At 39.3% G+C, this 24,278-nt stretch carries 24 protein-coding genes and 1 tRNA gene; 18 read left to right on the forward strand and 7 right to left on the reverse strand.

Annotation, left to right across the window (positions count from 1 at the left end; translation table 11 throughout):
* Positions 1 to 57 precede the first annotated feature (57 nt).
* Both gldB and gldC read left to right on the forward strand, forming a co-directional pair.
* Positions 58 to 1,020: a gliding motility lipoprotein GldB gene (gldB, locus tag ABJN95_RS00660; RefSeq protein WP_348368051.1), complete on the forward strand. Its 963-nt coding sequence runs from the start codon at positions 58 to 60 to the stop codon at positions 1,018 to 1,020.
* Positions 1,021 to 1,112: 92 nt separating this feature from the next.
* The gene (gene gldC, locus ABJN95_RS00665) at positions 1,113 to 1,445 is read left to right on the forward strand and encodes a gliding motility protein GldC (RefSeq protein WP_348368052.1); all 333 of its coding nucleotides are present in this window, start codon (positions 1,113 to 1,115) and stop codon (positions 1,443 to 1,445) included.
* A 2-nt stretch (positions 1,446 to 1,447) separates the two neighbouring features.
* On the opposite strand, the gene ABJN95_RS00670 is transcribed toward gldC, so the two are convergent.
* Positions 1,448 to 3,079 carry an alkaline phosphatase D family protein gene (locus ABJN95_RS00670; protein WP_348368053.1) on the reverse strand — a complete coding sequence of 544 codons (1,632 nt, stop codon included), beginning with the start codon at positions 3,077 to 3,079 and terminating at the stop codon, positions 1,448 to 1,450.
* A gap of 2 nt (positions 3,080 to 3,081) precedes the next feature.
* Positions 3,082 to 3,825, reverse strand: coding sequence for a subclass B1 metallo-beta-lactamase (gene bla, locus ABJN95_RS00675; protein ID WP_348368054.1), 744 nt, complete (start codon positions 3,823 to 3,825; stop codon positions 3,082 to 3,084).
* Between the two features lie 47 nt (positions 3,826 to 3,872).
* Between bla and ABJN95_RS00680 the strand changes: the two genes are divergently transcribed.
* Positions 3,873 to 4,250: a GTPase gene (locus ABJN95_RS00680; RefSeq protein ID WP_348368055.1), complete on the forward strand. Its 378-nt coding sequence runs from the start codon at positions 3,873 to 3,875 to the stop codon at positions 4,248 to 4,250.
* Here the strand turns inward: ABJN95_RS00680 and yihA are convergent.
* On the reverse strand, positions 4,231 to 4,848 hold the full coding sequence (yihA, locus tag ABJN95_RS00685; RefSeq protein WP_348368056.1) for a ribosome biogenesis GTP-binding protein YihA/YsxC: 618 nt from the start codon (positions 4,846 to 4,848) through the stop codon (positions 4,231 to 4,233). The genes ABJN95_RS00680 and yihA overlap by 20 nt on opposite strands.
* Before the next feature lie 33 nt (positions 4,849 to 4,881).
* Positions 4,882 to 5,658, reverse strand: a complete 777-nt coding sequence (locus ABJN95_RS00690) for an alpha/beta hydrolase (RefSeq protein ID WP_348368057.1) — start codon at positions 5,656 to 5,658, stop codon at positions 4,882 to 4,884.
* Positions 5,659 to 5,923: 265 nt separating this feature from the next.
* Here ABJN95_RS00690 and mraZ point away from each other — a divergent pair, with 265 nt between their 5' ends.
* The 15 genes from mraZ to ABJN95_RS00765 all read left to right on the forward strand — a co-directional run bounded on the left by mraZ (position 5,924) and on the right by ABJN95_RS00765 (position 22,276).
* Positions 5,924 to 6,397 (forward strand): division/cell wall cluster transcriptional repressor MraZ, encoded by a 474-nt coding sequence (gene mraZ / locus ABJN95_RS00695; RefSeq protein WP_348368058.1) that lies wholly within the window; start codon positions 5,924 to 5,926, stop codon positions 6,395 to 6,397.
* Positions 6,375 to 7,280 carry a 16S rRNA (cytosine(1402)-N(4))-methyltransferase RsmH gene (gene rsmH / locus ABJN95_RS00700; RefSeq protein WP_348368059.1) on the forward strand — a complete coding sequence of 302 codons (906 nt, stop codon included), beginning with the start codon at positions 6,375 to 6,377 and terminating at the stop codon, positions 7,278 to 7,280. Before mraZ ends, rsmH begins: the two co-directional genes overlap by 23 nt.
* A gap of 113 nt (positions 7,281 to 7,393) precedes the next feature.
* Positions 7,394 to 7,720, forward strand: a complete 327-nt coding sequence (locus ABJN95_RS00705; protein WP_348368060.1) for an FtsL-like putative cell division protein — start codon at positions 7,394 to 7,396, stop codon at positions 7,718 to 7,720.
* Positions 7,720 to 9,726, forward strand: a complete 2,007-nt coding sequence (locus ABJN95_RS00710; RefSeq protein ID WP_348368061.1) for a penicillin-binding protein — start codon at positions 7,720 to 7,722, stop codon at positions 9,724 to 9,726. Before ABJN95_RS00705 ends, ABJN95_RS00710 begins: the two co-directional genes overlap by 1 nt.
* A gap of 80 nt (positions 9,727 to 9,806) precedes the next feature.
* Positions 9,807 to 11,270 (forward strand): UDP-N-acetylmuramoyl-L-alanyl-D-glutamate--2,6-diaminopimelate ligase, encoded by a 1,464-nt coding sequence (locus tag ABJN95_RS00715; protein WP_348368062.1) that lies wholly within the window; start codon positions 9,807 to 9,809, stop codon positions 11,268 to 11,270.
* A gap of 79 nt (positions 11,271 to 11,349) precedes the next feature.
* A complete protein-coding gene (mraY, locus tag ABJN95_RS00720) occupies positions 11,350 to 12,570 on the forward strand; it encodes a phospho-N-acetylmuramoyl-pentapeptide-transferase (RefSeq protein WP_348368063.1) in 1,221 nt (406 codons plus the stop codon).
* Between the two features lies 1 nt (position 12,571).
* On the forward strand, positions 12,572 to 13,906 hold the full coding sequence (gene murD / locus ABJN95_RS00725) for a UDP-N-acetylmuramoyl-L-alanine--D-glutamate ligase (RefSeq protein ID WP_348368064.1): 1,335 nt from the start codon (positions 12,572 to 12,574) through the stop codon (positions 13,904 to 13,906).
* 2 nt (positions 13,907 to 13,908) lie between these two features.
* A complete protein-coding gene (locus ABJN95_RS00730; protein WP_348368065.1) occupies positions 13,909 to 15,102 on the forward strand; it encodes an FtsW/RodA/SpoVE family cell cycle protein in 1,194 nt (397 codons plus the stop codon).
* Positions 15,089 to 16,177: an undecaprenyldiphospho-muramoylpentapeptide beta-N-acetylglucosaminyltransferase gene (murG, locus tag ABJN95_RS00735; RefSeq protein WP_348368066.1), complete on the forward strand. Its 1,089-nt coding sequence runs from the start codon at positions 15,089 to 15,091 to the stop codon at positions 16,175 to 16,177. The genes ABJN95_RS00730 and murG overlap by 14 nt, the downstream gene beginning before the upstream one ends.
* A 75-nt stretch (positions 16,178 to 16,252) precedes the next feature.
* A complete protein-coding gene (gene murC, locus ABJN95_RS00740) occupies positions 16,253 to 17,605 on the forward strand; it encodes a UDP-N-acetylmuramate--L-alanine ligase (RefSeq protein ID WP_348368067.1) in 1,353 nt (450 codons plus the stop codon).
* Positions 17,595 to 18,314: a hypothetical protein gene (locus ABJN95_RS00745; protein WP_348368068.1), complete on the forward strand. Its 720-nt coding sequence runs from the start codon at positions 17,595 to 17,597 to the stop codon at positions 18,312 to 18,314. The genes murC and ABJN95_RS00745 overlap by 11 nt, the downstream gene beginning before the upstream one ends.
* 9 nt (positions 18,315 to 18,323) lie before the next feature.
* Positions 18,324 to 19,652 (forward strand): cell division protein FtsA, encoded by a 1,329-nt coding sequence (gene ftsA, locus ABJN95_RS00750; RefSeq protein ID WP_348368069.1) that lies wholly within the window; start codon positions 18,324 to 18,326, stop codon positions 19,650 to 19,652.
* 49 nt (positions 19,653 to 19,701) lie between these two features.
* Entirely contained in the window at positions 19,702 to 21,618 is a 1,917-nt protein-coding gene (ftsZ, locus tag ABJN95_RS00755) for a cell division protein FtsZ (protein WP_348368070.1), read from the forward strand.
* Between the two features lie 89 nt (positions 21,619 to 21,707).
* Positions 21,708 to 22,157: a GatB/YqeY domain-containing protein gene (locus ABJN95_RS00760; protein ID WP_348368071.1), complete on the forward strand. Its 450-nt coding sequence runs from the start codon at positions 21,708 to 21,710 to the stop codon at positions 22,155 to 22,157.
* 45 nt (positions 22,158 to 22,202) lie between these two features.
* A tRNA-Arg gene (locus tag ABJN95_RS00765) sits at positions 22,203 to 22,276 on the forward strand.
* A 54-nt stretch (positions 22,277 to 22,330) separates the two neighbouring features.
* Here the strand turns inward: ABJN95_RS00765 and ABJN95_RS00770 are convergent.
* The 3 genes from ABJN95_RS00770 to ABJN95_RS00780 all read right to left on the reverse strand — a co-directional run bounded on the left by ABJN95_RS00770 (position 22,331) and on the right by ABJN95_RS00780 (position 24,276).
* Positions 22,331 to 22,960, reverse strand: a complete 630-nt coding sequence (locus ABJN95_RS00770; protein WP_348368072.1) for a hypothetical protein — start codon at positions 22,958 to 22,960, stop codon at positions 22,331 to 22,333.
* A gap of 42 nt (positions 22,961 to 23,002) precedes the next feature.
* Complete coding sequence (locus ABJN95_RS00775) at positions 23,003 to 23,407, reverse strand: hypothetical protein (RefSeq protein ID WP_348368073.1); 405 nt, start codon at positions 23,405 to 23,407, stop codon at positions 23,003 to 23,005.
* A 125-nt stretch (positions 23,408 to 23,532) separates the two neighbouring features.
* Complete coding sequence (locus tag ABJN95_RS00780) at positions 23,533 to 24,276, reverse strand: hypothetical protein (protein ID WP_348368074.1); 744 nt, start codon at positions 24,274 to 24,276, stop codon at positions 23,533 to 23,535.
* Between the last annotated feature and the right edge of the window lie 2 nt (positions 24,277 to 24,278).

The following is a 24,278-nucleotide window of genomic DNA, read 5'->3' on the forward strand; positions in this document are numbered from 1 at the left end:
GCCCCTAAAAATAAACCGAACCAGTTTAATATTAAAATGTTACGGATATTACTTTCTATGAAAAGACTCATTTTTATCGTTTTCCTAATTTTCTTTGTTTTTTTTGGATGCAATGATACCGACAAAGTAGCGTCGGAAATCGCAAAGATTCCAATAGAGGTTAGGCTATCAAGATTTGACAGGGAGTTTGCCGAAGCGACACCGGCAGATTTACCCAAGTTGAAAAGTACTTATCCTTATTTATTCCCTAAACAATACCATGATAGTATTTGGGAAACCAAACTAAAAGACAGCATACAGATCGAGTTGTTTGATGAAGTGGGGAAAGCTTTCCCTGATTTTGAAGATGAAACGCAAGATCTTACCGCCCTCTTTCAGCATATCAAGTATTACTTTCCGAGATTTAAAGTTCCAAAGGTAATTACATTGACCTCCGAGGTCGATTATAACAGTCGGGTAATTTTAGCCGATACTTTATTGTTGATAGGATTGGATAATTACTTGGGGGCCGAACATCGGTTTTATATAGATATTCAAAGGTATATTTCGGCTGGCTTGGACAAGAAATACATTGTAACTGACGTGGCAGATAACTTTGCACGCAAGGTTGTGCCACGCTTAAGAGATCGTACTTTCTTATCAGATATGGTCTATTATGGAAAGATTTTATACTTGAAAGATAAATTTATACCTAATGCAGATGACACATTGAAAATGGGATATTCACAAGATCAGCTCGATTGGGCAATTGCCAACGAGGTTCCCATTTGGCGAAATTTTATTGAGCAAGAACATTTGTACAGCACGGATGGTGAATTGCGCCTGCGCTTTTTGGAACCCGCACCCTTTTCAAAATTTGGCTTGGAACTAGATAATGAGTCGCCAGGCCGACTCGGCCAATATATAGGATGGCAAATCGTACGAGCATTTATGGATAAGAACGAAGTTACCGTTCAGCAACTACTTAATTTACCAGCCGAGGAAATCTTTAAAAAAGCTAATTATAAACCGGAAAAGTAATACCATATGGGTATTCACCCAGAAATTTTGGGGCCAAAAAACCAAACCTCCAATTTCAAGATGCAATTTGGGGTTGAAAACTAGATACAACGATGTCAGAATTACATACTTCAGAGATTACCTTAACCGTGGGCTTGGATGAAAATCGAGTGCCGGAAACCTTGAAATGGTCTGCCCAAGATGGGGGAGTGGACAACGAAGAAGCTAAAGCCATGCTTTTATCTGTTTGGGACAGTAAGAATAAGGAGTCTTTAAAAATCGATTTGTGGACAAAAGATATGCCTGTAGATGAAATGAAGATTTTCTTTCACCAGACCTTGGTTTCGCTTTCTGATACCTTTATGAAAGCAACCCAAGATGAAAAGATGACCGCCCAAATGAAGGATTTTTGTGCATATTTTGCCGAGAAATTAGAGCTGCAGTAATTTTATGGAAGTGGGGTACTTACCGTTATGGGCCAGCCTTCAAACTGTTCGGCATCTTCTTGGGTGACATCAACATAGCGCGGCCAGCATTCGAAAGTAGTCGTATGGTTTTTTTTGTCAAACCGTATGAATCCGTAACCACCGCCTTTGGAGTTACTTTCAGGATTGACATAGGCCATCATACTGATTTTATTGTTGAACCCATCGAGGTAATCTCCCGTCCAGGGCAATGAGGTATTTAGGTTGGGGTTGGCCCCAGGCTTTTCATTTTCAGGCCACCACCACCGGCTGTAATAATCGTTTACAATAGCAGGCACAACAAATGCCCAAGGGCCGTCGCCAAATTCATTGATGCCTTGTTTGATTACCGTCGCCAAATGCTGATCTCCTGCTATATGAACCGCACCGGCTTTTTGAATCAGTTCTAGCGCTTTCTTGCGCCCCGTCTGCGGCCAACCATTTGAGTCTAAATCGGCATGTAAGCGATTTGCCTTTTGCCCGTGGATATGAGCACCCCCACAAAAACCAGTTTGCGATAGCACCACCTTTATGACCTGTTTGTTGGCATTGCCCCAATGTTCCAAAAATGCCAATTGGCGATCTCCTAATAGCGTAAGTTCTGGTAAATCAATCGAAGTTGGATCGTAGTCGGCATTTCGAATATGATCTGGTCGCGGGCCTTGTTGCGGAATCTTTCCTTCCGGTCCCGACTTGAATTTGCGGTCTTCCAAAATAGCAAAATCTACACCGCCCAAAAGCAGGTTGGTATAATACACCCCAATACCTCGCTCAACTGGCGTAGGATCATAGGGGTCAGGAAGATGAGCAGTCTGACAACGTTCTACCATTTTTACATATTCGATATGATAACGATAACCTCCGTCGGCACTTCCTTTAGTAACCGATAACTTGCCATTTTCACCCCAAAGATTTCCTTGTCCGATATCGTGATCATCTGGAATTGTGATCGCGGGGCGATTGCGAAAGGTCTCGCGAAACTGTAGCCCAAACTTTAACCAGGCCGCTGTATGTTCGGTATGGTCGTACGATTGGTCGCCGGCAAAAAATATCAAATCAGGATTTTGATGGTTAATATTTCGCACGTAATTTTCACGCATGCCACGATCTTTATTCGAATTGCAAGAGAGCGCAGCAATAGAAATCGTTTCCTTATCCTTAGGGTCTTTGCGAATCAATCCTTCAAATTGCGATTTTAATCCATGACGAATACGGTATTTGGTGTCTTTAGTATCATTCCAATTTTCAACGCGAAACAAGCTAGACCAACCAATATCGTTTATTTTTTGTTTTTGGATTTCTTTCCAAGCTCCATTTTCTTCAATTTCCAAACGAAGCTCGCGTGATTCATCGGGGTATAACGGATATAGTTGAGCGGATAGTTTTAAAGTCTGATTTGAAACTGTATAAATTCCGAAGGCAATTACACTATCTCTGCTAACCTTTAAATTTAGTATGGGATTTTCGCCCCGGTTCCACCAATCATTTATGGCCAGCGTATCTAAATCGGAGAAGGGTGCAACCACAGGTGGTAGCTCATCCTTTCTTTTTTCTACTATTTCGCTACATCCGATTAATAAGAGTACTGCAAAAACAAGATTCAACACGTTTTTCATTATCAATTGGGCTTAAAGAGTTCTATAGTATAATCTAATAGTTCTGTGCTTCCGTACTTCCCATGACCAGGAACAACAACCTTTAAGTTCGGATAATTGTCCTTTATATTTTGTACCGTTTTACTCCATGTATCGGTATTAGCGTCTTCAAGATTACCTTTGGGGGCGTTTAGAGACTTTATCATACAGCCTCCAAAAATCAGTTCTTCACTAGGAATGTAACTTATAATATTATCTTCGGTATGCGCTTCACCGAAATGGCGGTTGATGATTCGTTCGCCTCCGATATTCAATTCATTTTGCATTTCAAACCCAATTTGAGGCGCTGTAACACTATCTTTCATAGCTAATGCTATGGTTCTAGTGTTGGCATAGGAAGCAATTTCAGCCTGGTGAAAGGTATTTAAACCTGCTAAACAATCTACATGAAAATGGTTGACCACAATTGCTTTTACCTTGACCTTTTTAGCATCGGTTAACCATTTTAATAATTCTTCTGAAGCTGCGAGATCGCTTGGCGTGTCAAATATTACAGCTTCCTTGTTTTTTAGGTAAATCATTCCGTTGCACGCTACCGTGCCAAAATCATTTGTGTTTAAATAGGAAATGTGTACATAGCTATTTTCAGAAATGGAGATTACCTTTAGGCTTTCTGACTTGTAAGCTACATCAGTTTTTTGTGACTTACATTGCAACTGAAAAAACACTGCAACGACAATTAGGGTATAGGTCTTTTTAATCCACATAAATGATTTCTTTGCGAATTATAAATATATAGCTTTACCGATCAAAAATGAAGGACACTCAATTGCAAAAACTGATTTTTATATATAATGCCGATTCAGGTATTGGAAATATGATAATGGACGGTGCTCATAAGATATTTAGTCCTGATACGTATGCTTGCAGCCTTTGTGAGATTACTTATGGAGCCTTCACTGAGAATGCCGTTTGGAAGAAGTTCAGAAAAGAGACCGACTTGGAAATGGAGTTCTTGCACAAAGATGAATTTGTAAAAATCTATGCATCAAAATTTGGTCACAAATATACTTTTCCCATTGTATTGGCGGTATCGCGCAATGGGTTAGAGGTTTTCGTAAAGACGAAAGAATTAAATGGAATGAAAAATGCTGAGGTATTAATTGAGCTAATTAAACAGCGTTCTCCTTAAAAAACTGTAGATTGATTTCTTCAATAAAATTTAATACTTCATCACGTCCTGAGCTATTAGATGATGACGTAATAAAATGCTGGGGTGCTTCTTCCCATATGCCATTGACCATTTTTTGTAAATAGCTCTCCACTTGATTTTGAATTGCTTTTGGCTTTAGTTTATCAGCTTTGGTAAAAATTATGCAGAAGGGAATACCGTTTTCACCCAACCACTCCATAAACTCCATATCTACTTTTTGTGGTTCGTGCCGTATATCAACCAAGACAAAAGAGCAGACCAACTGTCTTCGTTGCTCAAAATAATTGGTAATATATTTCTGGAAAATGTTTTTGTCTTTTTTCGAAACCCGGGCATATCCATAACCAGGCAAATCGACTAAAAACCAGTTATCGTTCACTTTAAAGTGATTGATAAGTTGGGTTTTTCCTGGTCTTCCAGAAGTTTTTGCCAAATGCTTGCGATCCATTAACATGTTGATCAATGAAGACTTTCCGACATTCGACCTGCCAATAAAAGCATATTCAGGTAGTGGTTCTGATGGACATTTCGAAACATCTGAATTGCTCATCACAAAGTTGGCAGATTTTATTTTCACGATAAGAAGGTATTACAGGGAGACAAAACGATTTTATAGCGCTCCTAAAAACCCGCGTTTTTGTAGCCAGGCGTCTAGAATTTGATTGAATTCTTGCGGATGCTCCATCATTGGGGCATGCCCACATTTTTTCATCCAAAATAAATCGGAATCAGGGAGCAATTCATGAAAAAGGTCGGCAACATCTGGTGGAGTAACGCCATCGTCTTCTCCCCAAATGATACAAGTTGGTGTTTTCATTTTTGGCAGATCTTCTGCCATATTGTGTCTGATTGCACTTTTGGCAATCGCCAAAGTTTTGACAATTTTACTTCTATCGTTCACAGTGGCAAAAACTTCATCAACAATTTCCTTAGTGGCCACTGCTGGATCATAAAAAACATTCTGTGCCTTTTTCTTAATGAAATCATAGTCTCCTCTCCTGGGATAACCATCTCCCATAGCACTTTCATACAATCCTGAGCTTCCAGTAATTACCAAAGCTTTTACCATTTCAGGATATAACTTGGTATGTAATAAGCCAATATGACCACCTAGCGAGTTTCCCAATAGAATAACATCTTTTAGCCCTTTGAACTCTATGAATTTTTCCAAAAATTTGGCAAACTGCTTCACATTGGTTTTTAACATGGGCATGTCATAAATGGGTAGTTCTGGAATAAGAACTTTGTACCCCTTATCAGGAAAGTATTCGGTTACTCCATGAAAATTACTTAGGCCTCCCATGAGGCCATGTAAAATGATAATAGGGGTGCCTTCCCCTATTTCAACATACTTAAATTTTCCTTCCGTAATAATTTTTTCTTCCATTCAGCGGTGCTTCAAGCTCTGCTGGCAAATATACGATTTCCCTTCGTATAAGCCGGGTTGGTTAGACGGGGCAAAAGATAGCAGTTTTCTTTTTAAATACAACAAACTCGATTTAAAATCAACTTTTCTAATCAATAGGTATACGTCTCATTTAGATGTAGTTCATCTAAAAAAGCACTTTTTTAGCAAGAAAGTGGTAAAATGTGGTAAAATGTGGTAATAAAATATATATATTTGAGTTATTAAATGAAAACCAAGCTTTTAAGTGATCAATTTCATTGGAACATACGACTGCAAAGCCGATACCAAAGGTAGGGTAATGTTGCCTGTTGCCCTAAAAAATCAGATGGCACCTGTTCTAAAAGAAGGTTTTGTTATAAAAAGGTCAGTTTTTCAGCCTTGTTTGGAATTATATCCGATGGCAGAGTGGAATCTTCTTATGGAGAAAATGAACAAGAAGAATCGTTTTAAGAAGAAGAACAATGATTTTATTCGACGCTTTTCGGCTGGGGTGAAAATGATTGAGATCGATGCTACCGGAAGGCTGTTGATACCAAAAAATTTAGTTGCCGTTGCAGGAATTACAAAGGAAGTGGTTTTAAGCTCAGCAATTAATATTGTTGAGATATGGGATAAGGATAGCTATGAAAAGGTTTTGGACGAAACGGCGGAGGACTTTGCAAGTTTGGCAGAGGAAGTGATGGGAGATGATGGTGATGACTCCGACAATGTATCATAATCCGGTTTTATTAAAGGAGTCTGTTGACGGACTGGTGGTAAAAGAGGATGGTGTATATGTAGATGTAACTTTTGGAGGAGGTGGTCATTCTAGGGAAATTTTGAATCGATTGGGAAAGAGCGGCAAGTTGATTGCCTTCGATCAAGATGAAGACGCTTTGGAGAACGGGCTTGACGATGACCGATTTACGCTGATCAACGAAAATTTTAGGTACATCAAACAATTTTTAAAGTTCTATGGCATTCGGAAAGTTGATGGAATCTTAGCAGATTTTGGCGTTTCATCACATCAATTTGATAGGGCAGAACGTGGTTTTTCAACACGCTTTGACGCAGATTTAGATATGCGGATGAGCAAGAAAAATAGCATCTCGGCCTATGATGTAGTTAACAGCTACACTTTTGAGGAGTTGCGAAATGTACTGTTTAAGTACGGTGATTTGCGAAGTGGAGGAGCTATGGCGAAAGCACTTATAGTGAAAAGAGAGGAAAGCCCAATTCAAACTACCGAACAATTAAAAGAGGCATTGCGACAATTTTTACCAAAGTCAAAAGAGCATAAAATTTTGGCACAGGTATATCAGGCCATTCGCATTGAAGTGAATCAGGAAATTGCCGTAATCGAGGAGTTTTTGATGCAAACTCCTGATTTGTTGGATAAAGGCGGAAGACTGAGTGCTATCAGTTACCACTCTTTAGAAGATCGTTTGGTTAAGCGGTTCATAAGGGCTGGTCAATTTGAAGGAGAACCTGAAAAAGACTTTTATGGAAATATCGATGTTCCCTTTAAAAAAGTGGGAGGATTAATAGTTCCTTCAAAAGAAGAAATACGAATCAACAATAGAGCAAGAAGTGCAAAGTTGCGCATTGCGGAAAGATTATAATTTTCCCATAAAGGGGTTTGACTGATGTACAAGCTGTTGTATGACATAAACGAGTTTAGGTTTGCGGCTATCGCAACTGAGATCAACGGACGGAAAAGACAATATATAGTTTGATGGTAAAAAAAGGAATTCTTGACATTTTAAAAGGAAAATTTTTGGTAAGTGGTGATGCACCTAAAAACTGGCTATTTATCATATTCGTTTCCTTTTTGGCCTCCGTAATGATTGGAAGTTCACATAGCGCCGATAAAAAGGTACATCAAATTGCTGCATTAAACGAAGAAGTAAAAGAACTGAATAGCGAGTTTGTCGATGTTCGATCTGATGTGCAACAGTTGAAGTTGGAGTCAAAAATTACTGAGGTACTTCAAGAAAAAGAGTTGTACCCCTCTGAAACACCACCTAAAAAGATTAAAGTAAAAGCAAAGGAAGAAAAATAGTGGCAGTAAGTGACAAAAAAATATTGACCCGTTTGTATTTGGTGGCCGGCAGCCTCTTCTTGTTTTCGTGTGCAGTGGTCTTTAAGTTGGTGAGTATCCAAATGGTACATGGAGATAAATATCGTGACTTGGCAGAAAAGCGAACAACAAAGATGTTTACTATCGCCCCGAATCGCGGAAATCTTATTTCCGATGATGGAAGTTTGTTAGCGACCTCAGTCTCACGCTACACTATAAGATTTGACGCTGTAACTGTAAAGGCGGAAGACTTTCAGGAAAACATAAAACCCCTTTCTGAGGCATTATCAAAACTACTGGGCAAGCCTGCATCGCACTATCAGCAGTTGCTACGCAAGGCCAAAACGAATAAGAATCGCTACACTCTAATTGCCAGAAACTTGGATTATTCTGAATATATGGAAGTGAAAAAGTTTCCTCTGTTCAATAAAGGTCCTTATAAAGGCGGATTAATTGTTGAACAGAAAACAGTTCGAGAGCATCCTTTGGGAAAAATAGCAGAGCGAAGCGTAGGTTATGAAAATGTTGATGAAAACGGATACTATAGCGGCGTGGGTCTTGAGCGAGCTTTCGGAGCATACTTACGTGGTATTGAAGGAAAGCGTCTCAAACAAAAAATAGCCAAAGGGCAATGGAAACCCATCGGTTGGGACAATATTGTTGAACCCAAAGACGGCTATGATTTGATTTCAACAATTGACATAAACATACAAGATATTGCACATCATGCGCTATTGGGGCAGTTGGAAAAATACAAGGCAGATCATGGCTGTGTGATTGTCATGGAAAGAGAAACGGGAGAAGTAAAGGCCATTTCGAATCTTGGAATCACCAAAGAAGGAAAATACTACGAACGTCTAAACTATGCAATTGGAGAGTCACATGAACCGGGTTCTACTTTTAAGTTGATGAGCATGGTTGCTGCCTTAGAAGACAAAGTTATTGATACTAGTTCGGTTTTGGATACGGAAAAGGGGCGTTGGAGAATTTATGATCGTACAGTTCGTGATTCTAAACACGGAGGCTATGGTAAAATCTCGGCGGCAAAGGCTTTCGAGGTTTCTTCGAATACGGCTTTTGCCAAAATGATTCACAACGGGTATAAAGAGAAACCATCGCGCTTCGTGAATCGATTGATGAGCATGAACCTGCATCAAGAATTGGGGCTTCCTATAAAAGGAGAAGGTACTCCAGTCATTCGATACCCAGGTGATAAAGGGTGGTCAGGAATTTCATTGGCATGGATGTCTCACGGCTACGAAGTTTCAATGACTCCCCTGCAAACCTTGACATTTTACAATGCTATCGCTAACGATGGCATTATGATAAAACCGCGAATGATTAAGGAAGTCAAGGAATGGAACAAGACTATTCAAAAGTTTGAAAAGGAAGTTATCAATCCTGCAGTTTGTTCTCGAGAAACCGCAAAACACGTACAGCAAATGCTGAAAAATGTAGTTGAGAAAAAACATGGCACTGGGCATCGAATGTATTCTCCTAACTTTTCTATGGCTGGAAAAACAGGTACGGCGCAGAAAAACTATCGAGATAAGAGCAGTGATAAGTTTGGTTATATCTCCACCTTCGCCGGATACTTTCCTGCTGATGACCCTAAATATTCATGTATTGTTGTGATTCATGAACCAGACAAAAGTGTAGGTTATTATGGAGCTGATGTTTCAGGTCCGGTTTTTAAATCGATAGCTCAGAAAATATACGCTACATCTCCAATGGTTGACGAGGTTGATATGTTCCAGGCAGAATACGAAAATCTTGAACAGGCCTATCAGAAATATTATGCTGAAGCCCAGAAAAAATATAATAAAGTGCCTAATGTCAAGGGGATGAGTGGAATGGATGCGGTTTCTATATTGGAAAACCTTGGTCTTCAAGTTGAAATTAAGGGCAATGGAAAGGTCAAGAAACAGTCTGTTGCTCAGGGAACTGACATTAAAAAAGCGCAAAAAATAGTACTTGAATTATCGTAAAACTGAAATGATAAAATGCAGAATTAAAACTTCAAGTAGTTGAGCTTACAATTGAAATTTAAGAAGCAGGGAAAATAGAAGTGAAATTGTTAAAAGACATATTATATGCAGTAGGCCTTCGTGCCGTTAGCGGCTCGACAAATGTTATGGTCAACGAAATTCATTTTGACTCTAGAAAGGTCAAGATGGATGATGTCTTTATTGCTGTGCGGGGTACTATTACAGACGGACACAAATTCATTGAAAAGGCAATTAACTCTGGGGCGAAAGCAATTATATGCGAGGAGCTCCCTGAGCAGTTAGTCAACGAAATCACCTATGTCGAAGTTCACGATTCGCATCAGGCTTTGGCACTTATGGCTTCTAACTTTTATGGTAACCCGTCAAAAAATTTAAAACTTATTGGTACCACTGGTACCAACGGAAAAACAACCGTTAGTAGTTTGTTGTATCAGTTGTTTAAAAAGGCAGGTTATAAGGTTGGATTGCTTTCTACCATCAAGATTATGGTTGATGACAAAGAATACACTACACGTCATACAACGCCAGATCCTTTGGTCATAAATAGACATTTAAACTTAATGAACGAAGCAGGTGTGGAGTTTTGCTTTATGGAGGTTAGTTCTCACGGTATTCACCAAAAGAGAACAGAAGGACTGGTTTTTGAAGGTGCGGTTTTTACGAATCTTTCTCACGATCATTTAGATTACCATAAAACCTTTGCGGAGTACCGGGATACTAAAAAAATATTGTTTGATAAGCTGTCGAAAAAGGCTTTTGCCCTTACGAATATCGACGACAAGAATGGCTTGGTCATGTTGCAAAACACTGTGGCAAGAAAGAAAACCTACGCCTTAAAAAACTATGCCGATTACCGTGCTCAAATTCTTGAGAATCAGTTGGATGGTCAATTGTTGAAAATTGATGACAACGAGCTATGGTCGAAGCTAATAGGTCATTTCAATGCCTATAATATGTTGGCTATTTATGCCGTCGCAGATTTATTAGGATTAGAAAAACTGGAGATTTTAAGATTATTAAGTGAATTGGAAAACGTTGATGGGCGATTCCAATATTTTATTTCAAAAGAAAAGATTACAGCTATAGTCGATTATGCCCATACACCGGACGCGCTAAAAAACGTGCTTGAAACTATAAACACGTTGAGAACTGGAAATGAAAACGTCATCACCGTTGTGGGGTGTGGTGGCGATAGAGACAGATCTAAGCGCCCGGTTATGGGTCATATCGCATCGGAAATGAGTAACAAGGCCATTTTTACCTCCGATAACCCACGAACTGAATCACCAACGACTATAATTGAGGAGATGGAAGATGGTGTAGAGCCGCAAAATGTAAAAAAAATAGTATCCATAGAGAATAGAAAACAGGCAATTAAAACGGCATGTCAGTTGGCTTCGGCCCATGATATTATTCTAGTGGCTGGTAAGGGCCATGAGACTTATCAAGAAACTAACGGCAAGCGAATTGATTTTGATGATTTTAAAATGGTAAAGGATTTTTTAAAGAGTCTGAATAAATAAAACACAGAATAAAGCTTAGAGGAAGAAGAAAAAAATGTCACCCTGACCGAAGAAGAAGGGAAACAAAGCCAAAAGAATAATGCTATACTACCTATTTGAATATTTAGAGAAACAGTACCAGGTGCCTGGTGCCAGTTTGTTCCAGTTCACAACCTTTCGTGCAGCTATGGCAATCTTGTTCTCTCTGATTATTGCTACGGTCTATGGTAAGCGTATTATTCTCTTTTTAAGAAAAAAACAAATTGGTGAAACCGTTCGTGATCTCGGACTTGAAGGTCAGAAACAAAAAGCTGGTACACCGACCATGGGTGGTTTGATTATCATTCTTTCTACGATGATTCCGGTGTTGCTTTTTACCAAACTTGAAAATATTTACATCATTCTGCTGATTGGTGCTACGGTTTGGATGGGTATTATAGGCTTTGCAGATGACTATATAAAAGTATTCCGTAAAAATAAGGAGGGTCTCAAAGGAAGGTTTAAGATTTTAGGTCAGGTCGGCCTAGGGCTAATTGTAGGAGCCACGCTTTATTTTCATCCTGAAGTAACCATGCGAGAGCATAGTAAGACAATTATCACCGAACAATTTACAGTTGAAGAAGTGCGGGGAGAGGAAATAAAGTCTACAATGACCACCGTTCCCTTCTTCAAAAACAACGAGTTTGATTACGGTGATATCATCGCTTGGGCTGGAGAAGGTGCTAAGCAGTATGCATGGTTAATTTTTATTCCAATAATTATTTTGATTGTAGCAGGAGTCTCTAATGGGGCAAATCTTACCGATGGTATTGACGGGCTGGCAGCGGGAAGTTCAGCGATCATTGTTTTTACACTCGGGGTGTTTGCCTTGGTTTCGGGTAATATTTTCTTCTCCGAATACCTAGACATTATGTTTATACCTGAATCGGCGGAAATTTTGGTTTTTATTTCGGCCTTTGTGGGAGCCTTGGTCGGATTTTTATGGTACAATACCTTTCCGGCACAAGTGTTTATGGGCGACACCGGAAGTTTAACTATCGGAGGTATCATAGCCGTCTTGGCCATAATATTAAGGAAAGAATTATTGATTCCATTGCTTTGCGGAATCTTCTTCGCGGAATCTATTTCTGTGATGTTGCAAGTCGCCTATTTTAAGTATACACGAAAGAAATTTGGAGAGGGTAAACGTATTTTTCTAATGTCACCCTTGCACCATCATTATCAGAAAAAAGGATATCACGAAAGTAAGATTGTAACACGTTTTTGGATTGTTGGGATATTCTTGGCGGTAGTGAGTATAGTGACCTTAAAAATCCGCTAGTATGCAGCGATTGGTAGTGCTAGGTGGAGGTGAAAGCGGCGTTGGAACAGCTATTCTAGGCAAAAAGAAAGGATACGAAGTTTTCGTATCGGATAAAGGGAAGATTAAAAAAAAGTATAAAAAAGTTCTTGAACATTTTGAGATAGATTGGGAGGATGAAAGCCATACGGAAAGCAAAATTCTAAATGCTGATATAGTGATGAAAAGTCCAGGTATTCCTGATACTGTGCCTTTGGTGATACAACTAGTAAAAAGTGGGATTCCCGTGATTTCCGAAATTGAATTTGCATCACAGTATACCGATGCCATTATCATTGGAATTACTGGAAGTAACGGTAAAACCACAACAACTATGTTGACCAACCACATTTGTGAACAAGCTGGTTTGCATGTGGGCATGGCTGGAAACATTGGTGATAGCTATGCGAAAATGGTCGCAGAAAACGACTTTGATTTCTACGTATTGGAAATTAGCAGTTTTCAGTTAGATGGCATTGTAGATTTCAAACCGCACATCGCTATCCTAACGAACATCACACCCGACCACCTAGATCGATATGGGTATCAATTTGAAAACTATATCGCTTCTAAATTCCGTATTGCTATGAATCAGACCAAGACGGATTATCTGATTTATGATGCCGACGATGAAGTGATAAAAGACTGGTTAAAAGATCATCCTGTAACCTCTAATTTGATGCCTTTTTCTATTAAAAGAGAATTGATAGAAGGGGCCTATCTCAAAAATAAGAAGATAACAATAACAACAGAAAACGATACAATTCATATGACCACTGACAACTTAGCGCTTGAAGGAAAACACAATCTTAAGAATACGATGGCAGCAGCTACTGCGGCGAAGCTCGTGAGTATTCGAAAGGAAACCATACGAGAGAGCATAGTGAATTTTCAAGGGGCCCCGCATCGCTTAGAGAAGGTGTTAAAAATTGGCCATGTGCAGTATATAAACGACTCAAAGGCAACCAATGTCAATGCTACCTATTATGCCTTAGATAGTATGAGCACACCGACGGTTTGGATTGTAGGAGGTATTGACAAAGGCAATGACTATAAAGAGTTAATGCCCTTGGTTCGTGAAAAAGTGAAGGCAATTATTTGTCTTGGATTAGATAATTCAAAAATAAAGGATGCGTTCGGCAAGGTTGTAGACCTTATGGTGGAAACTTTTGCGATGGAGGAAGCCATTAAGGTCGCTTATAAAATTGCTGAGCGAGGTGATACCGTTTTGCTTTCACCTGCTTGTGCTAGTTTCGACCTTTTTGAGAATTATGAGGATCGGGGAAATCAATTTAAAGATGCGATTAAAAATTTATAACAATGTTGGCATTATTTAAACATATAAATGGTGATAAAGCACTTTGGGCGGTTGTAGCGCTATTGGGCTTATTCTCTTTTTTGCCCGTTTATAGTGCTAGTAGCAATTTGGTTTATGTGGTGGGTAATGGAACGCCTATAGGTCATTTGGTCAGACATGCCGTTTTTTTAATTTTTGGTTTTGGAATCATATATGGTATCCACAGAATTCCGACGCATTTTTTCAAAGGTTTATCACTGATTGCAATGCCGATTGTAGTTGTATTGTTGGTAATTACTTTATTTCAAGGAAGCTCGGTGGATGGAACAAACGCCAGCCGATGGATTCGCCTACCGTTCGTAAAGTTTCAGACCTCTACTTTGGCTGCAGTCGTTTTGATGATTTATGTAGCTCGTTACCTGACCAAAATCAAGGATGAGGTGATCACTTTTAAAGACAGCATAGTGCCGTTATGGATCCCCGTTTTTACAGTTGTTGGGTTAATATTGCCAGCTAATTTCTCCACGGCAGGAATCATATTTACAATGGTCTTAGTGCTTTGTTTTATTGGAGGATATCCGATAAAGTATCTATTGGGAATTGTTGGGTCGGGGCTCCTGGCACTGACATTTTTTATTCTGGTTGCAAAAGCCTTTCCCGATGCCTTTGCTAATCGCGTTGATACCTGGGAGAATAGATATCAGAATTTTATTAATGGAGAGGATACCGAAGCGGATTATCAAATCGAAAAGGCAAAAATTGCTATAGCTACGGGTGGTTCGTTTGGCCGTGGAGCGGGTAAAAGCGTTCAGAAGAATTTTCTACCTCAGAGCTCATCTGATTTTATTTACGCGATCATTGTTGAAGAATATGGCCTGGTTGGTGGCGTAGTACTTATGTTGTTTTTCTTGTTCTTGTTATTTCGTATAGTGGTAATAGCGAATGGAAGCCCTACCACCTTTGGAACCTTATTGGCACTGGCCGTAGGGCTACCAATAATATTTCAAGCTTTGATAAATATGGCGGTGGCGGTGGAACTGTTTCCGGTTACAGGACAGAATTTACCCTTAATTAGTAGTGGTGGAACCTCTGCTTGGATGACATGTTTGGCCATTGGAATAGTATTGAGCGTAAGTAATAAGAAACACAAAAAGAATAAGGCGAATTTGAATATCGACGAAACCAATCCTTTAGAAATACTAAGTGGGCAATTATAGGTTTATTCTATCTGGAGGTGGTACAGGCGGACATATTTATCCCGCCATTGCGATAGCAAATGAATTAAAAAAAAGGCATCCAAATGCGGACTTCCTTTTTGTAGGCGCTGAGGATAGAATGGAGATGGAAAAAGTGCCCTTGGCGGGATACGAGATTATTGGATTGCAAATTTCTGGGTTTCAGCGCAAGTTGACCTTTAAAAATTTGTCTTTCCCTTTTAAAGTATTTAAAAGTTTGAGAAGAGCTGGTAAAATCATTGCAGAGTTTAAACCTGATGTTGTAATTGGTACGGGAGGTTTTGCTAGTGGCCCTGTATTACGCGTGGCCTCCGGTAGGGGCATTCCTTGTGTATTACAAGAGCAAAATTCATATGCAGGGGTCACCAATAAACTATTGAAGAATAAAGTGGCAAAAATATGTGTGGCCTATGATGGAATGGAAAAGTTCTTTCCTGCAGATAAGGTCATAAAAACGGGCAATCCGGTTAGGGGCAATCTATCGGAAATAAACACAGATAAGGCCCAAGCCTTAGGGTTTTTTAGACTCAATCTCAGAACGCCGACGGTGTTGATTTTAGGTGGCAGTTTGGGTGCAAGGAGAATCAACCGGTTGATAGAAGAAAAGCTGCCTTTTTTCAAGAAGTATGACATTCAGGTTATTTGGCAATGTGGTAAATTATACTATGAGGAGTATAAAAAATATAAGTCTGATATGGTCAAGGTCGAGGATTTTGTGCACCGTATGGATTTTGCCTATGCCGCGGCTGATATTATAATATCTAGAGCTGGAGCAGGTTCGGTATCTGAATTGAGTATCGTGGGTAAGCCTACCATTTTTATTCCTTCTCCAACGGTAGCGGAGGATCATCAAACTAAAAATGCGCAGGCATTAGTCGATGAAAATGCGGCCGTGATGATACGGGAAAAAGACTTAGATGCCAATTTTGAAACAGCTTTTGTCGAATTGTTCGAATCCGAAAGTAAACAACAAGAGTTGTGCACAAATTTTAAAAGAATGGCTTTGCCAAAGGCTACAGAACATATAGTTGACGAAATAGAAAAATTATTGAATTAGCCACGAGTTAGGGCACCTTCCTCTCCCCAAGGGAGGTGGCTTCTAACTTAAAATGCTGAACAAGAAGATCGTAAAATGAATTTGAAAAACATACATAATGTCTACTTCATCGGTATCGGGGGTATTGGTATGTCGGCCTTGGCACGGTATTTCAAGTTTATAAAGAAAAATGTAGCGGGATATGATAAAACAATAACTCCACTAACGAAAGACCTCGCTAAACTGGGCATTGATATTCACTATGAAGATAATGTAGCCTTGATTGCTTCTGAGTATTTTGATGCGAAGAGTACTTTAGTGGTCTATACACCCGCGGTGCCAACTTCACATTCGGAATATCAACATTTTATAGAAAAAGGATGTAGTATTAAAAAGCGATCTGAAGTACTGGGTTTAATTACGAAAGATACCTTTTGTTTTGCCGTTGCAGGCACCCACGGCAAGACGACTACTTCAAGCATTTTAGCGCACTTGCTCAAGGAGACGGGTACGCCTTTGACGGCTTTTCTAGGGGGTATTTCAGAAGATTTTAATAGCAATTTTGTCTTGGAGGGAACAGCCTTTTCTGTGGTAGAGGCAGATGAGTTTGACCGATCCTTTTTGAGATTATCACCCAATGTTGCCTGTATTACTTCTATGGATGCAGATCATTTAGATATCTATGGCAGCAGCGATGAATTGCAAAAATCGTTTAAAGATTTTGCAGATCGACTAAAACCTGGTGGAAAGTTGTTCGTCCGAAATGGGTTGCCTTTAGAAGGAATCACCTATGGAATTGAAGATGATTCGGACTATTGTATTACAAATTTAACGATTGAACATGGCACCTACATATTTGATTTGAACACTCCTGAAGCTACCCTATCAGGAGTACGATTCAACAAGCCCGGAAGGCATAATTTGCTGAATGGTTTGGTAGCTTTTGCAATGGCGGTGGAATCAAATTCCTCGGTACACCGCCTAGCCAAAGCACTTGAAACTTTTAAAGGAGTGCAACGCAGATTTTCATACAAAATCAAAAATGATGATTTTGTTTTTATCGATGATTATGCGCATCACCCAACTGAAATTAACGCCGTTTATGATGCGATTTCTGAAATGCATCCAAATAAAAAGGTGGTCGCTATTTTTCAGCCTCATCTGTTTTCTAGAACAAAAGATTTTGCAGACGATTTTGCAAAAAGCTTGTCCAAATTCGATGCTGTGCTGTTACTAGATATCTATCCGGCTAGAGAATTGCCCATAGCGGGCATTACATCGGCCTGGCTCTTGGAAAAAATAGAAAATCCGAAGAAAAAAGTAGTGCAAAAAACGGAATTAATAGCCGAAATTAATAGGCAAAGACCTGAAGTTCTGGTCACTATGGGTGCGGGCGATATAGGATTAGAAGTGCCAAAAATAAAAAGAGAACTAGCGTATGCGAATTAATTGGAATTATATAAAGGTAATCGCCTTGTTAGCTATAGTTACTGGGCTTTATGCATTTTCGAATCATAGAAGTAATGTGAAGAAAATCGACGGATTGAACATTGAATTCGTTGGGGATCAGAACCTTTACATAACGGAAGCTATGGTTAATAAATTGTTAATACAAAATTACGGGAGCTTTAAAAATGTGCCCAAAGAAAAATTAGTTTTGAATAAGATCGAAAAAATCATTGAGACCAATAAAATGGTCAAAAATGCCCAAGTTTATCTGACAATAAATGGTGAACTTGAAGCAAGAATTGTGCAGCGTAAGCCTATCGGACGAATAGAAGGAGAAAGCAAATTTTATTTGGACGAAGAGGGTAAACGCATGCCTTTGTCTATGACTCATTCGGCGAGAGTGCCCATAATAACAGGTAAAGTTACTGGCAAAAGTTTAGAGGATGTCTATGAAATTTTGAAGTATATCAATGCGGATCAATTCCTTAGAAAAAATGTGATTGGTATTCACGTTGCGGATGTCGATAAATACGAATTGCGTTTTCGATTGGAGCAGTTTACGGTGCATTTGGGAGGAGTTGATGGTTTGGAAGAAAAGTTCAACAATTTCAAAGCTTTTTACACCAAAGCGAACAGAGATAAAACCTTAGACAATTACAATGTCGTAAGCTTAGAATTCAACAACCAAGTAGTGTGCACTAAAATATAAATCAATCAAATGGAACAAGAAAAATATTCAGTCGGTCTTGATATAGGAACAACCAAAATCGTAGCCATCATTGGAAAGGAAAATGAGTATGGTAAAATTGAGGTTTTGGGTATTGGTAAGTCTAAAAGCCTTGGCGTTCATCGGGGTGTGGTAAACAATATCACTCAGACGATCAAGTCTATTCAACAGGCTGTTGAAGAAGCCGAAGTTAATTCAGGCCTTAAGATTGGTTCTGTCGTGGTTGGTATTGCAGGGCAACATATCAGAAGCTTGCACCACAGTGATTATATCACTCGGGCTGATTCGGAAGAAGTGATTAATGAAGATGATCTCGACAAACTGTGTAATCAAGTGTACAAGCTGGTTATGCTTCCTGGGGAAGAAATAATACATGTGTTACCTCAAGAGTATAAAGTTGACGGACAGGCCGAGATCAAGCAACCGATAGGAATGTATGGTGGCAGATTAGAAGCCAATTTCCATGTGGTTGTTGGGCAAGTCTCCTCTATTAAAAACGTAGCAAGATGTATTAAAAGTGCCGGTTTAGATTTGGGTAATATCACTTTGGAACCTTTGGCCTCCTCAGAGGCGGTATTAAGCCAAGAAGAAAAGGAAGCTGGTGTGGCATTGATTGACATAGGTGGCGGTACCACTGATTTGGCAATTTTCAAAGACGGTATCATTAGACATACGGCAGTTATTCCATTTGGTGGAGGTGTAATTACTGAAGACATAAAAGAGGGGTGCTCTATTATTGAAAAGCAAGCTGAACTTTTAAAAATGAAGTTTGGTTCTGCATGGCCCGGAGAAAACAAAGACAATGAGATTGTCTCCATACCAGGTTTAAGAGGTAGAGAGCCCAAGGAAATCACCCTTAAAAACCTTTCAAAAATCATACATGCACGAGTGGTAGAGATAGTCGAGCAGGTATATGTTGAGATAAAAAATTACGGTCACGAAGAGCAGAAGAAGAAATTAATTGCAGGTATCGTACTCACAGGCGGTGGAAGCCAGTTAAAGCACTTGAAGCAATTAGTAGAATACATCACTGGGATGGATACCCGTATCGGTTATCCAAACGAGCATTTGGCCGGAGATTCCGACGAGGCGGTTGCAAGTCCGCTTTATGCAACTGCGGTTGGTCTTTTGATGAACGCTATAGGAAATGAAGGCAAAGAGCCAACGGCTGAGGATGACATGGAGTTTGCCCAAGAAGAAGCGGTTTTAGCAGGTCATGATGGTGACTCACAAACCGCTACCAAAGTAAAAAAGGAACGTAAATCAGTGTTTGATAAATGGTCTGACAAGTTGAAGGACTTTTTAGACAATGCAGAATAGAGACCCCAATAATAAAAGAATTTATCCATTAACCAGTAATATAAATAGTATGAGCAACAACACGGAATTTGAAGGAATAGCTTTCGATTTGCCCAAAAATCAAAGCAACGTAATTAAGGTTATCGGAGTAGGTGGTGGTGGTAGCAATGCCATTAATCACATGTTTCAAGCAGGCATTAATGGTGTTGATTTTGTAATCTTGAATACCGATTCTCAGGCGCTAACAAATAGCTCTGTACCTAACAAAATTCAGTTGGGGGTTTCCTTAACAGAAGGATTAGGTGCTGGCGCCAACCCTGAAGTGGGCGAACAGGCCGCTATAGAAAGTACAGAAGAGATCAAAGGAATGTTGGATGTTACTACGAAAATGGTATTCATTACTGCCGGAATGGGTGGGGGAACAGGTACTGGTGCTGCTCCCGTTATAGCTAAAATGGCCAAAGAAATGGATATCTTGACTGTGGGTATTGTTACTATGCCATTTCAATTTGAGGGAAAAATGCGATGCCAACAGGCTCAGTTGGGTATCGAAAGACTTCGAAACAATGTGGATTCTTTGATTGTAATTAATAATAATAAGCTTAGAGAAGTATATGGTAACCTTGGTTTTAAAGCTGGTTTCTCAAAAGCTGATGAAGTTTTAGCAACCGCCGCCCGAGGAATCGCCGAGGTTATAACACATCACTACACGCAAAACATCGATTTACGCGATGCCAAAACCGTGCTTTCAAATAGTGGTACGGCTATTATGGGTTCTGCAATTGCTACCGGTTCTTCAAGAGCAAATGAAGCCATTATGAAAGCATTGGATTCTCCGCTATTGAATGACAATAAAATTACAGGTGCCAAGAATGTGCTTTTACTAATCGTCTCTGGTTCTCAAGAAATAACTATCGATGAGATTGGTGAAATCAATGATCATATTCAAACGGAAGCGGGTCATGGTGCTAATATTATTATGGGTGTTGGTGAAGATGAGGACCTAGGCGAGTCTATCGCGGTAACCGTTATAGCAACCGGGTTTGATGTTGATCAACAAGATGATATTGTAAATAGCGAGGCTAAGAAAATAATTCACACCTTAGAAGAGGGACAAAAAGCGGTTCAAAATTTGACACCAAAAAATATTGTTCATCAACTGATTGAAGAGGAAGAACCGATACATGAACCCGTTTTAAAACACACCTTAACCGATGACTTCGACGATTTCGATTTGATTCCGACTACAAACTACATTCGTAATTTTAATGTTTTTTACGAAGAAGTGGTCGCTGAAAATGTTTCGGAAGATGATTTTATTATTGTCGATTCAAAAAGCAATATCCGCGATATTGATGTGGTTGACCCTGAGGTCGTTTCTGGTCTAGAAGTAGAGGAAGATCAATTTGCTATGAGTTTTGAATTACCATTGGTGACTTCCGACGAGAATGAAGAAGAAAAGGAAAATATTATCACATTCGATCTCGATGAAGATCTTAGTGAGATGGATGTAAATGATCATATCGAAGTAATTCCCGTTCTCGAGTATAATAAAGAAGGAGAGACACGTTATAGCCTGGACGATTATATGGAGTTGGAAAATCAGTTGACCGGAGCAAAATCAAAGGCTGAAGAGTTCGAACCAAAGATTGTTGAAGACGAATTGGTTTTTGAAAAAAGAACCGTTGCTGAAAATGCAAGTGCGACCATAAAAGAAATCGACCCCATGGAAACCCCATTGGAGGAACTACTCAAAGAACGAGCTGACGAAAGAAGAAGAAAGTTGAAAGATTTCAATTATAAGTTTCAGAATAGTTTAAGCAATATTGATGAAATTGAAAAAGAACCTGCTTACAAACGTCAGGGTGTTGATCTAGATAATTCTCCTGCGGAAAAAAAGATTTCTAGAACAACCTTGAGTGAAGATAGTAATGACGAGATTCAATTGCGTTCGAATAACTCTTTCCTACATGACAATGTAGACTAACTCAATAATTACACACTACTTAAACCCGGAAGTAAGTTTTACTTTCGGGTTTATTTTTTATCTTCGCAATCCAAAAAAAAGGTAACGTCATGAGCTTACAACAACAAGTAATGGAAAAGATGAAAGCAGCTATGAAAGCTAAAGATAAGGTTGCTTTAGAATCGTTGCGCGCCATTAAATCGGCTTTGTTGTTAGCGCAGACTGAATCAGGTGCATATGGTGAACTAAGCGAACAGGCAGAGATTCAATTAGTTCAGAAGTTGGTTAAACAACGTAAAGACAGTGCCGCTATTTTTATTGATCAAGGCAGACAGGATTTAGCTGATCCAGAATTAGCCCAAGTTGCTGTTATTGAGCAGTTCTTACCCGAACAAATGGCTGAAGACGAGATTGAAAAAATTGTAGTTGAAACAATAGCTGCGGTTGGTGCTGATGGCATGAAGGATATGGGAAAAGTAATGGGAATCGTTTCCAAAAAATTAGCTGGACAAGCAGATGGAAAAACCATCTCAACAATAGTAAAAAGTAAGTTAGCTTAGCGGTTCAGAGTTTATTAGCTTTGATGACTTAATACCAGAAATAATGGCCGCGTGGCGCAACTGAATAGCGCATCAGATTTCGGCTCTGAGGGTTGGGGGTTTGAATCCCTCCGCGGTCACAAAAAAAGGTTTTGCCTAGGCAAAACCTTTTTTCTTGCATATTATCATGTGTTTTACAAGGTATCACTTACTTTTTGTGCCTTGCGTTTAATCTCTAGAATCTTACCAGAATTGTACATGTCATTTATTTTTTGCCGTTCAAAGGCTATTGTGTTTTTTTGATAATTCTCGTCCTTGTCAATCCAATCGATTCGCGAAATATCGTTAATGTTATGTTTGTTCAATGCTATGTAAAAGCTGTCAGCGCTAACCGCAATTATTTTCATAGTAGAGTATTGAGCGTCATCAATTAGGTATTCGTAGACATCACCTTGTATCGGCGATGCCAAATATTCCAATTCAGTCTGGTTCGTACTTGTATTTATTAGTGATAGGGCGATGGCTACTCCAAGGAATAAAAGTCCGACCGAAAGCTGCCATGTAGGCCCCTTTGTGTTATTTTTAATAAGGAGATAGTCGTGTAGAATGAGTTCAGACATAGCTTCCTCTTGAAGAACTTGTTTGCAATCTTGGCAGAATGCATTTCCTGTTTTCGCTATCGGAAATATGGGAATGCCGAATAGATGTATTTGTATTCTAAAAACATTTAAAATTAGAGTCTCATACTTCTGGCAAGCAGCACAATATCTATTCGATGCCTTTACCGATGTCAGATGGGTAGATTTCGTTCCAATTAAGATCATGATATCGTGTTTGGGTTAGTAACAGATTAGCAAGATTTGATATTAAAGCCCAGCAATTGTATGGTCTTTTACCTTTTGAAAGTCAAGATCATCCACAAAAAAGCCCGCAACAACTTCGCGTATATGTGTTTCTTTTAAGGAAGAGTTTGCGGTTTTATATTCCGGTTGAATCAATTCTTTGGCAGTGAAGGTTTCACAGTGCAATTCTTCACCTTTTTCGTTGGTGACTTTAAAAGTTGCCACGCTTTCTAAGATTGTTTTTCCCGAAAGACTCAGGTATACAAAGTCTTTTTTATTAATGCGTGAAAAAGGCTTGAAGGCAGTGCTCTGCAATAAGACATCTGACTTTAAAGTAGATACCTGTAGGTTGGTTTTTGTTGCTTTTACTTCGTTATTGCACGCCATAATAAGCGTGCCGATGCTAAGGATAAATGCTTTGAATTTCATAATTGTAGGTGTTGCAGATTTATACTACAAAGATGAAATAAAGGGTGGGGTGTGAGTACGCCTGAATTGGTGAAAATAGAGTCCCTGTTTTCAGGGGTATGAAAACTGAAAAGGAAAAGTGCTGTTTAAGTCATATAAGCATTTAAGGCTTCGGTAAAAAATGTAGTGGCGGTTTGTTTATCTACCCCCGTTGCGCGCAATACGGCTCCTTTGAATCCGTTGCTGTGCCATTTGCCATTAGTCAATTGGTTGAAATTTACCGTATCAAGGGCATTATGGGCGTGATAACCGCTGAAATAAAAATAATGGTCATCTACCATTGTATCTGGTGTAGCAAGTCCGAACCCTGCCGTATGGTCGATTTTACCTCCCAGATTTATTAAAGCACCTGTATCAAAATGGTGTGGCCATATTCTAATAGCGGAAGATAGTTGATGATCTTCTAAAAAGGATTCTATAACCGTATCGGCCAATATACGTAACTCCATCAATTTTTGAAGTTTTTTGGGGTTCGCCTGAAATCTAAAACTGGGAGTAATTTTATGGGGTAGATCGTAATGAAATTGATATATGTAGGGCTTACCGATTTTAGAAGTGGTAAGCTGCTGTTCAATCCAGACCAAAACATTGCTATGTGTTTGACCATCCAATGCAAAGGTGGTTTTAGTATGTTTGCCAGTCCACTCTAAGGAAAAATTAGTATAATTTAGCGATAGCACATCGCCTGAATCGGCGAGAGGGCGTGTTTCTAGACTTCGACTTTCGGCTGAAAACGCCAGATTTGTATGACTATCATCTGCTTCTTTTTCGACAAAACTAATTCCGGCGGCAGCCAAATATTGCGCTGCCAAGTGCATCATTTTTTCCATGC

Origin of the sequence: Maribacter sp., assembly GCF_039974175.1 — a bacterium.
Taxonomy (GTDB): domain Bacteria; phylum Bacteroidota; class Bacteroidia; order Flavobacteriales; family Flavobacteriaceae; genus Maribacter_C.

What these genes read in the sequence shown, in the direction of transcription:
- gldB (WP_348368051.1), top strand. Translation starts at nt 58, where the DNA reads ATGAAAAGACTCATTTTTATCGTTTTCCTAATTTTCTTTGTTTTTTTT.
- gldC (WP_348368052.1), top strand. Translation starts at nt 1,113, where the DNA reads ATGTCAGAATTACATACTTCAGAGATTACCTTAACCGTGGGCTTGGAT.
- ABJN95_RS00670 (WP_348368053.1), bottom strand. Translation starts at nt 3,079, where the DNA reads ATGAAAAACGTGTTGAATCTTGTTTTTGCAGTACTCTTATTAATCGGA.
- bla (WP_348368054.1), bottom strand. Translation starts at nt 3,825, where the DNA reads ATGTGGATTAAAAAGACCTATACCCTAATTGTCGTTGCAGTGTTTTTT.
- ABJN95_RS00680 (WP_348368055.1), top strand. Translation starts at nt 3,873, where the DNA reads ATGAAGGACACTCAATTGCAAAAACTGATTTTTATATATAATGCCGAT.
- ABJN95_RS00690 (WP_348368057.1), bottom strand. Translation starts at nt 5,658, where the DNA reads ATGGAAGAAAAAATTATTACGGAAGGAAAATTTAAGTATGTTGAAATA.
- rsmH (WP_348368059.1), top strand. Translation starts at nt 6,375, where the DNA reads ATGACTCCGACAATGTATCATAATCCGGTTTTATTAAAGGAGTCTGTT.
- ABJN95_RS00705 (WP_348368060.1), top strand. Translation starts at nt 7,394, where the DNA reads ATGGTAAAAAAAGGAATTCTTGACATTTTAAAAGGAAAATTTTTGGTA.
- mraY (WP_348368063.1), top strand. Translation starts at nt 11,350, where the DNA reads ATGCTATACTACCTATTTGAATATTTAGAGAAACAGTACCAGGTGCCT.
- murD (WP_348368064.1), top strand. Translation starts at nt 12,572, where the DNA reads ATGCAGCGATTGGTAGTGCTAGGTGGAGGTGAAAGCGGCGTTGGAACA.
- ABJN95_RS00730 (WP_348368065.1), top strand. Translation starts at nt 13,909, where the DNA reads ATGTTGGCATTATTTAAACATATAAATGGTGATAAAGCACTTTGGGCG.
- murC (WP_348368067.1), top strand. Translation starts at nt 16,253, where the DNA reads ATGAATTTGAAAAACATACATAATGTCTACTTCATCGGTATCGGGGGT.
- ABJN95_RS00745 (WP_348368068.1), top strand. Translation starts at nt 17,595, where the DNA reads ATGCGAATTAATTGGAATTATATAAAGGTAATCGCCTTGTTAGCTATA.
- ftsA (WP_348368069.1), top strand. Translation starts at nt 18,324, where the DNA reads ATGGAACAAGAAAAATATTCAGTCGGTCTTGATATAGGAACAACCAAA.
- ftsZ (WP_348368070.1), top strand. Translation starts at nt 19,702, where the DNA reads ATGAGCAACAACACGGAATTTGAAGGAATAGCTTTCGATTTGCCCAAA.
- ABJN95_RS00760 (WP_348368071.1), top strand. Translation starts at nt 21,708, where the DNA reads ATGAGCTTACAACAACAAGTAATGGAAAAGATGAAAGCAGCTATGAAA.
- ABJN95_RS00770 (WP_348368072.1), bottom strand. Translation starts at nt 22,960, where the DNA reads ATGATCTTAATTGGAACGAAATCTACCCATCTGACATCGGTAAAGGCA.
- ABJN95_RS00775 (WP_348368073.1), bottom strand. Translation starts at nt 23,407, where the DNA reads ATGAAATTCAAAGCATTTATCCTTAGCATCGGCACGCTTATTATGGCG.
- ABJN95_RS00780 (WP_348368074.1), bottom strand. Translation starts at nt 24,276, where the DNA reads ATGGAAAAAATGATGCACTTGGCAGCGCAATATTTGGCTGCCGCCGGA.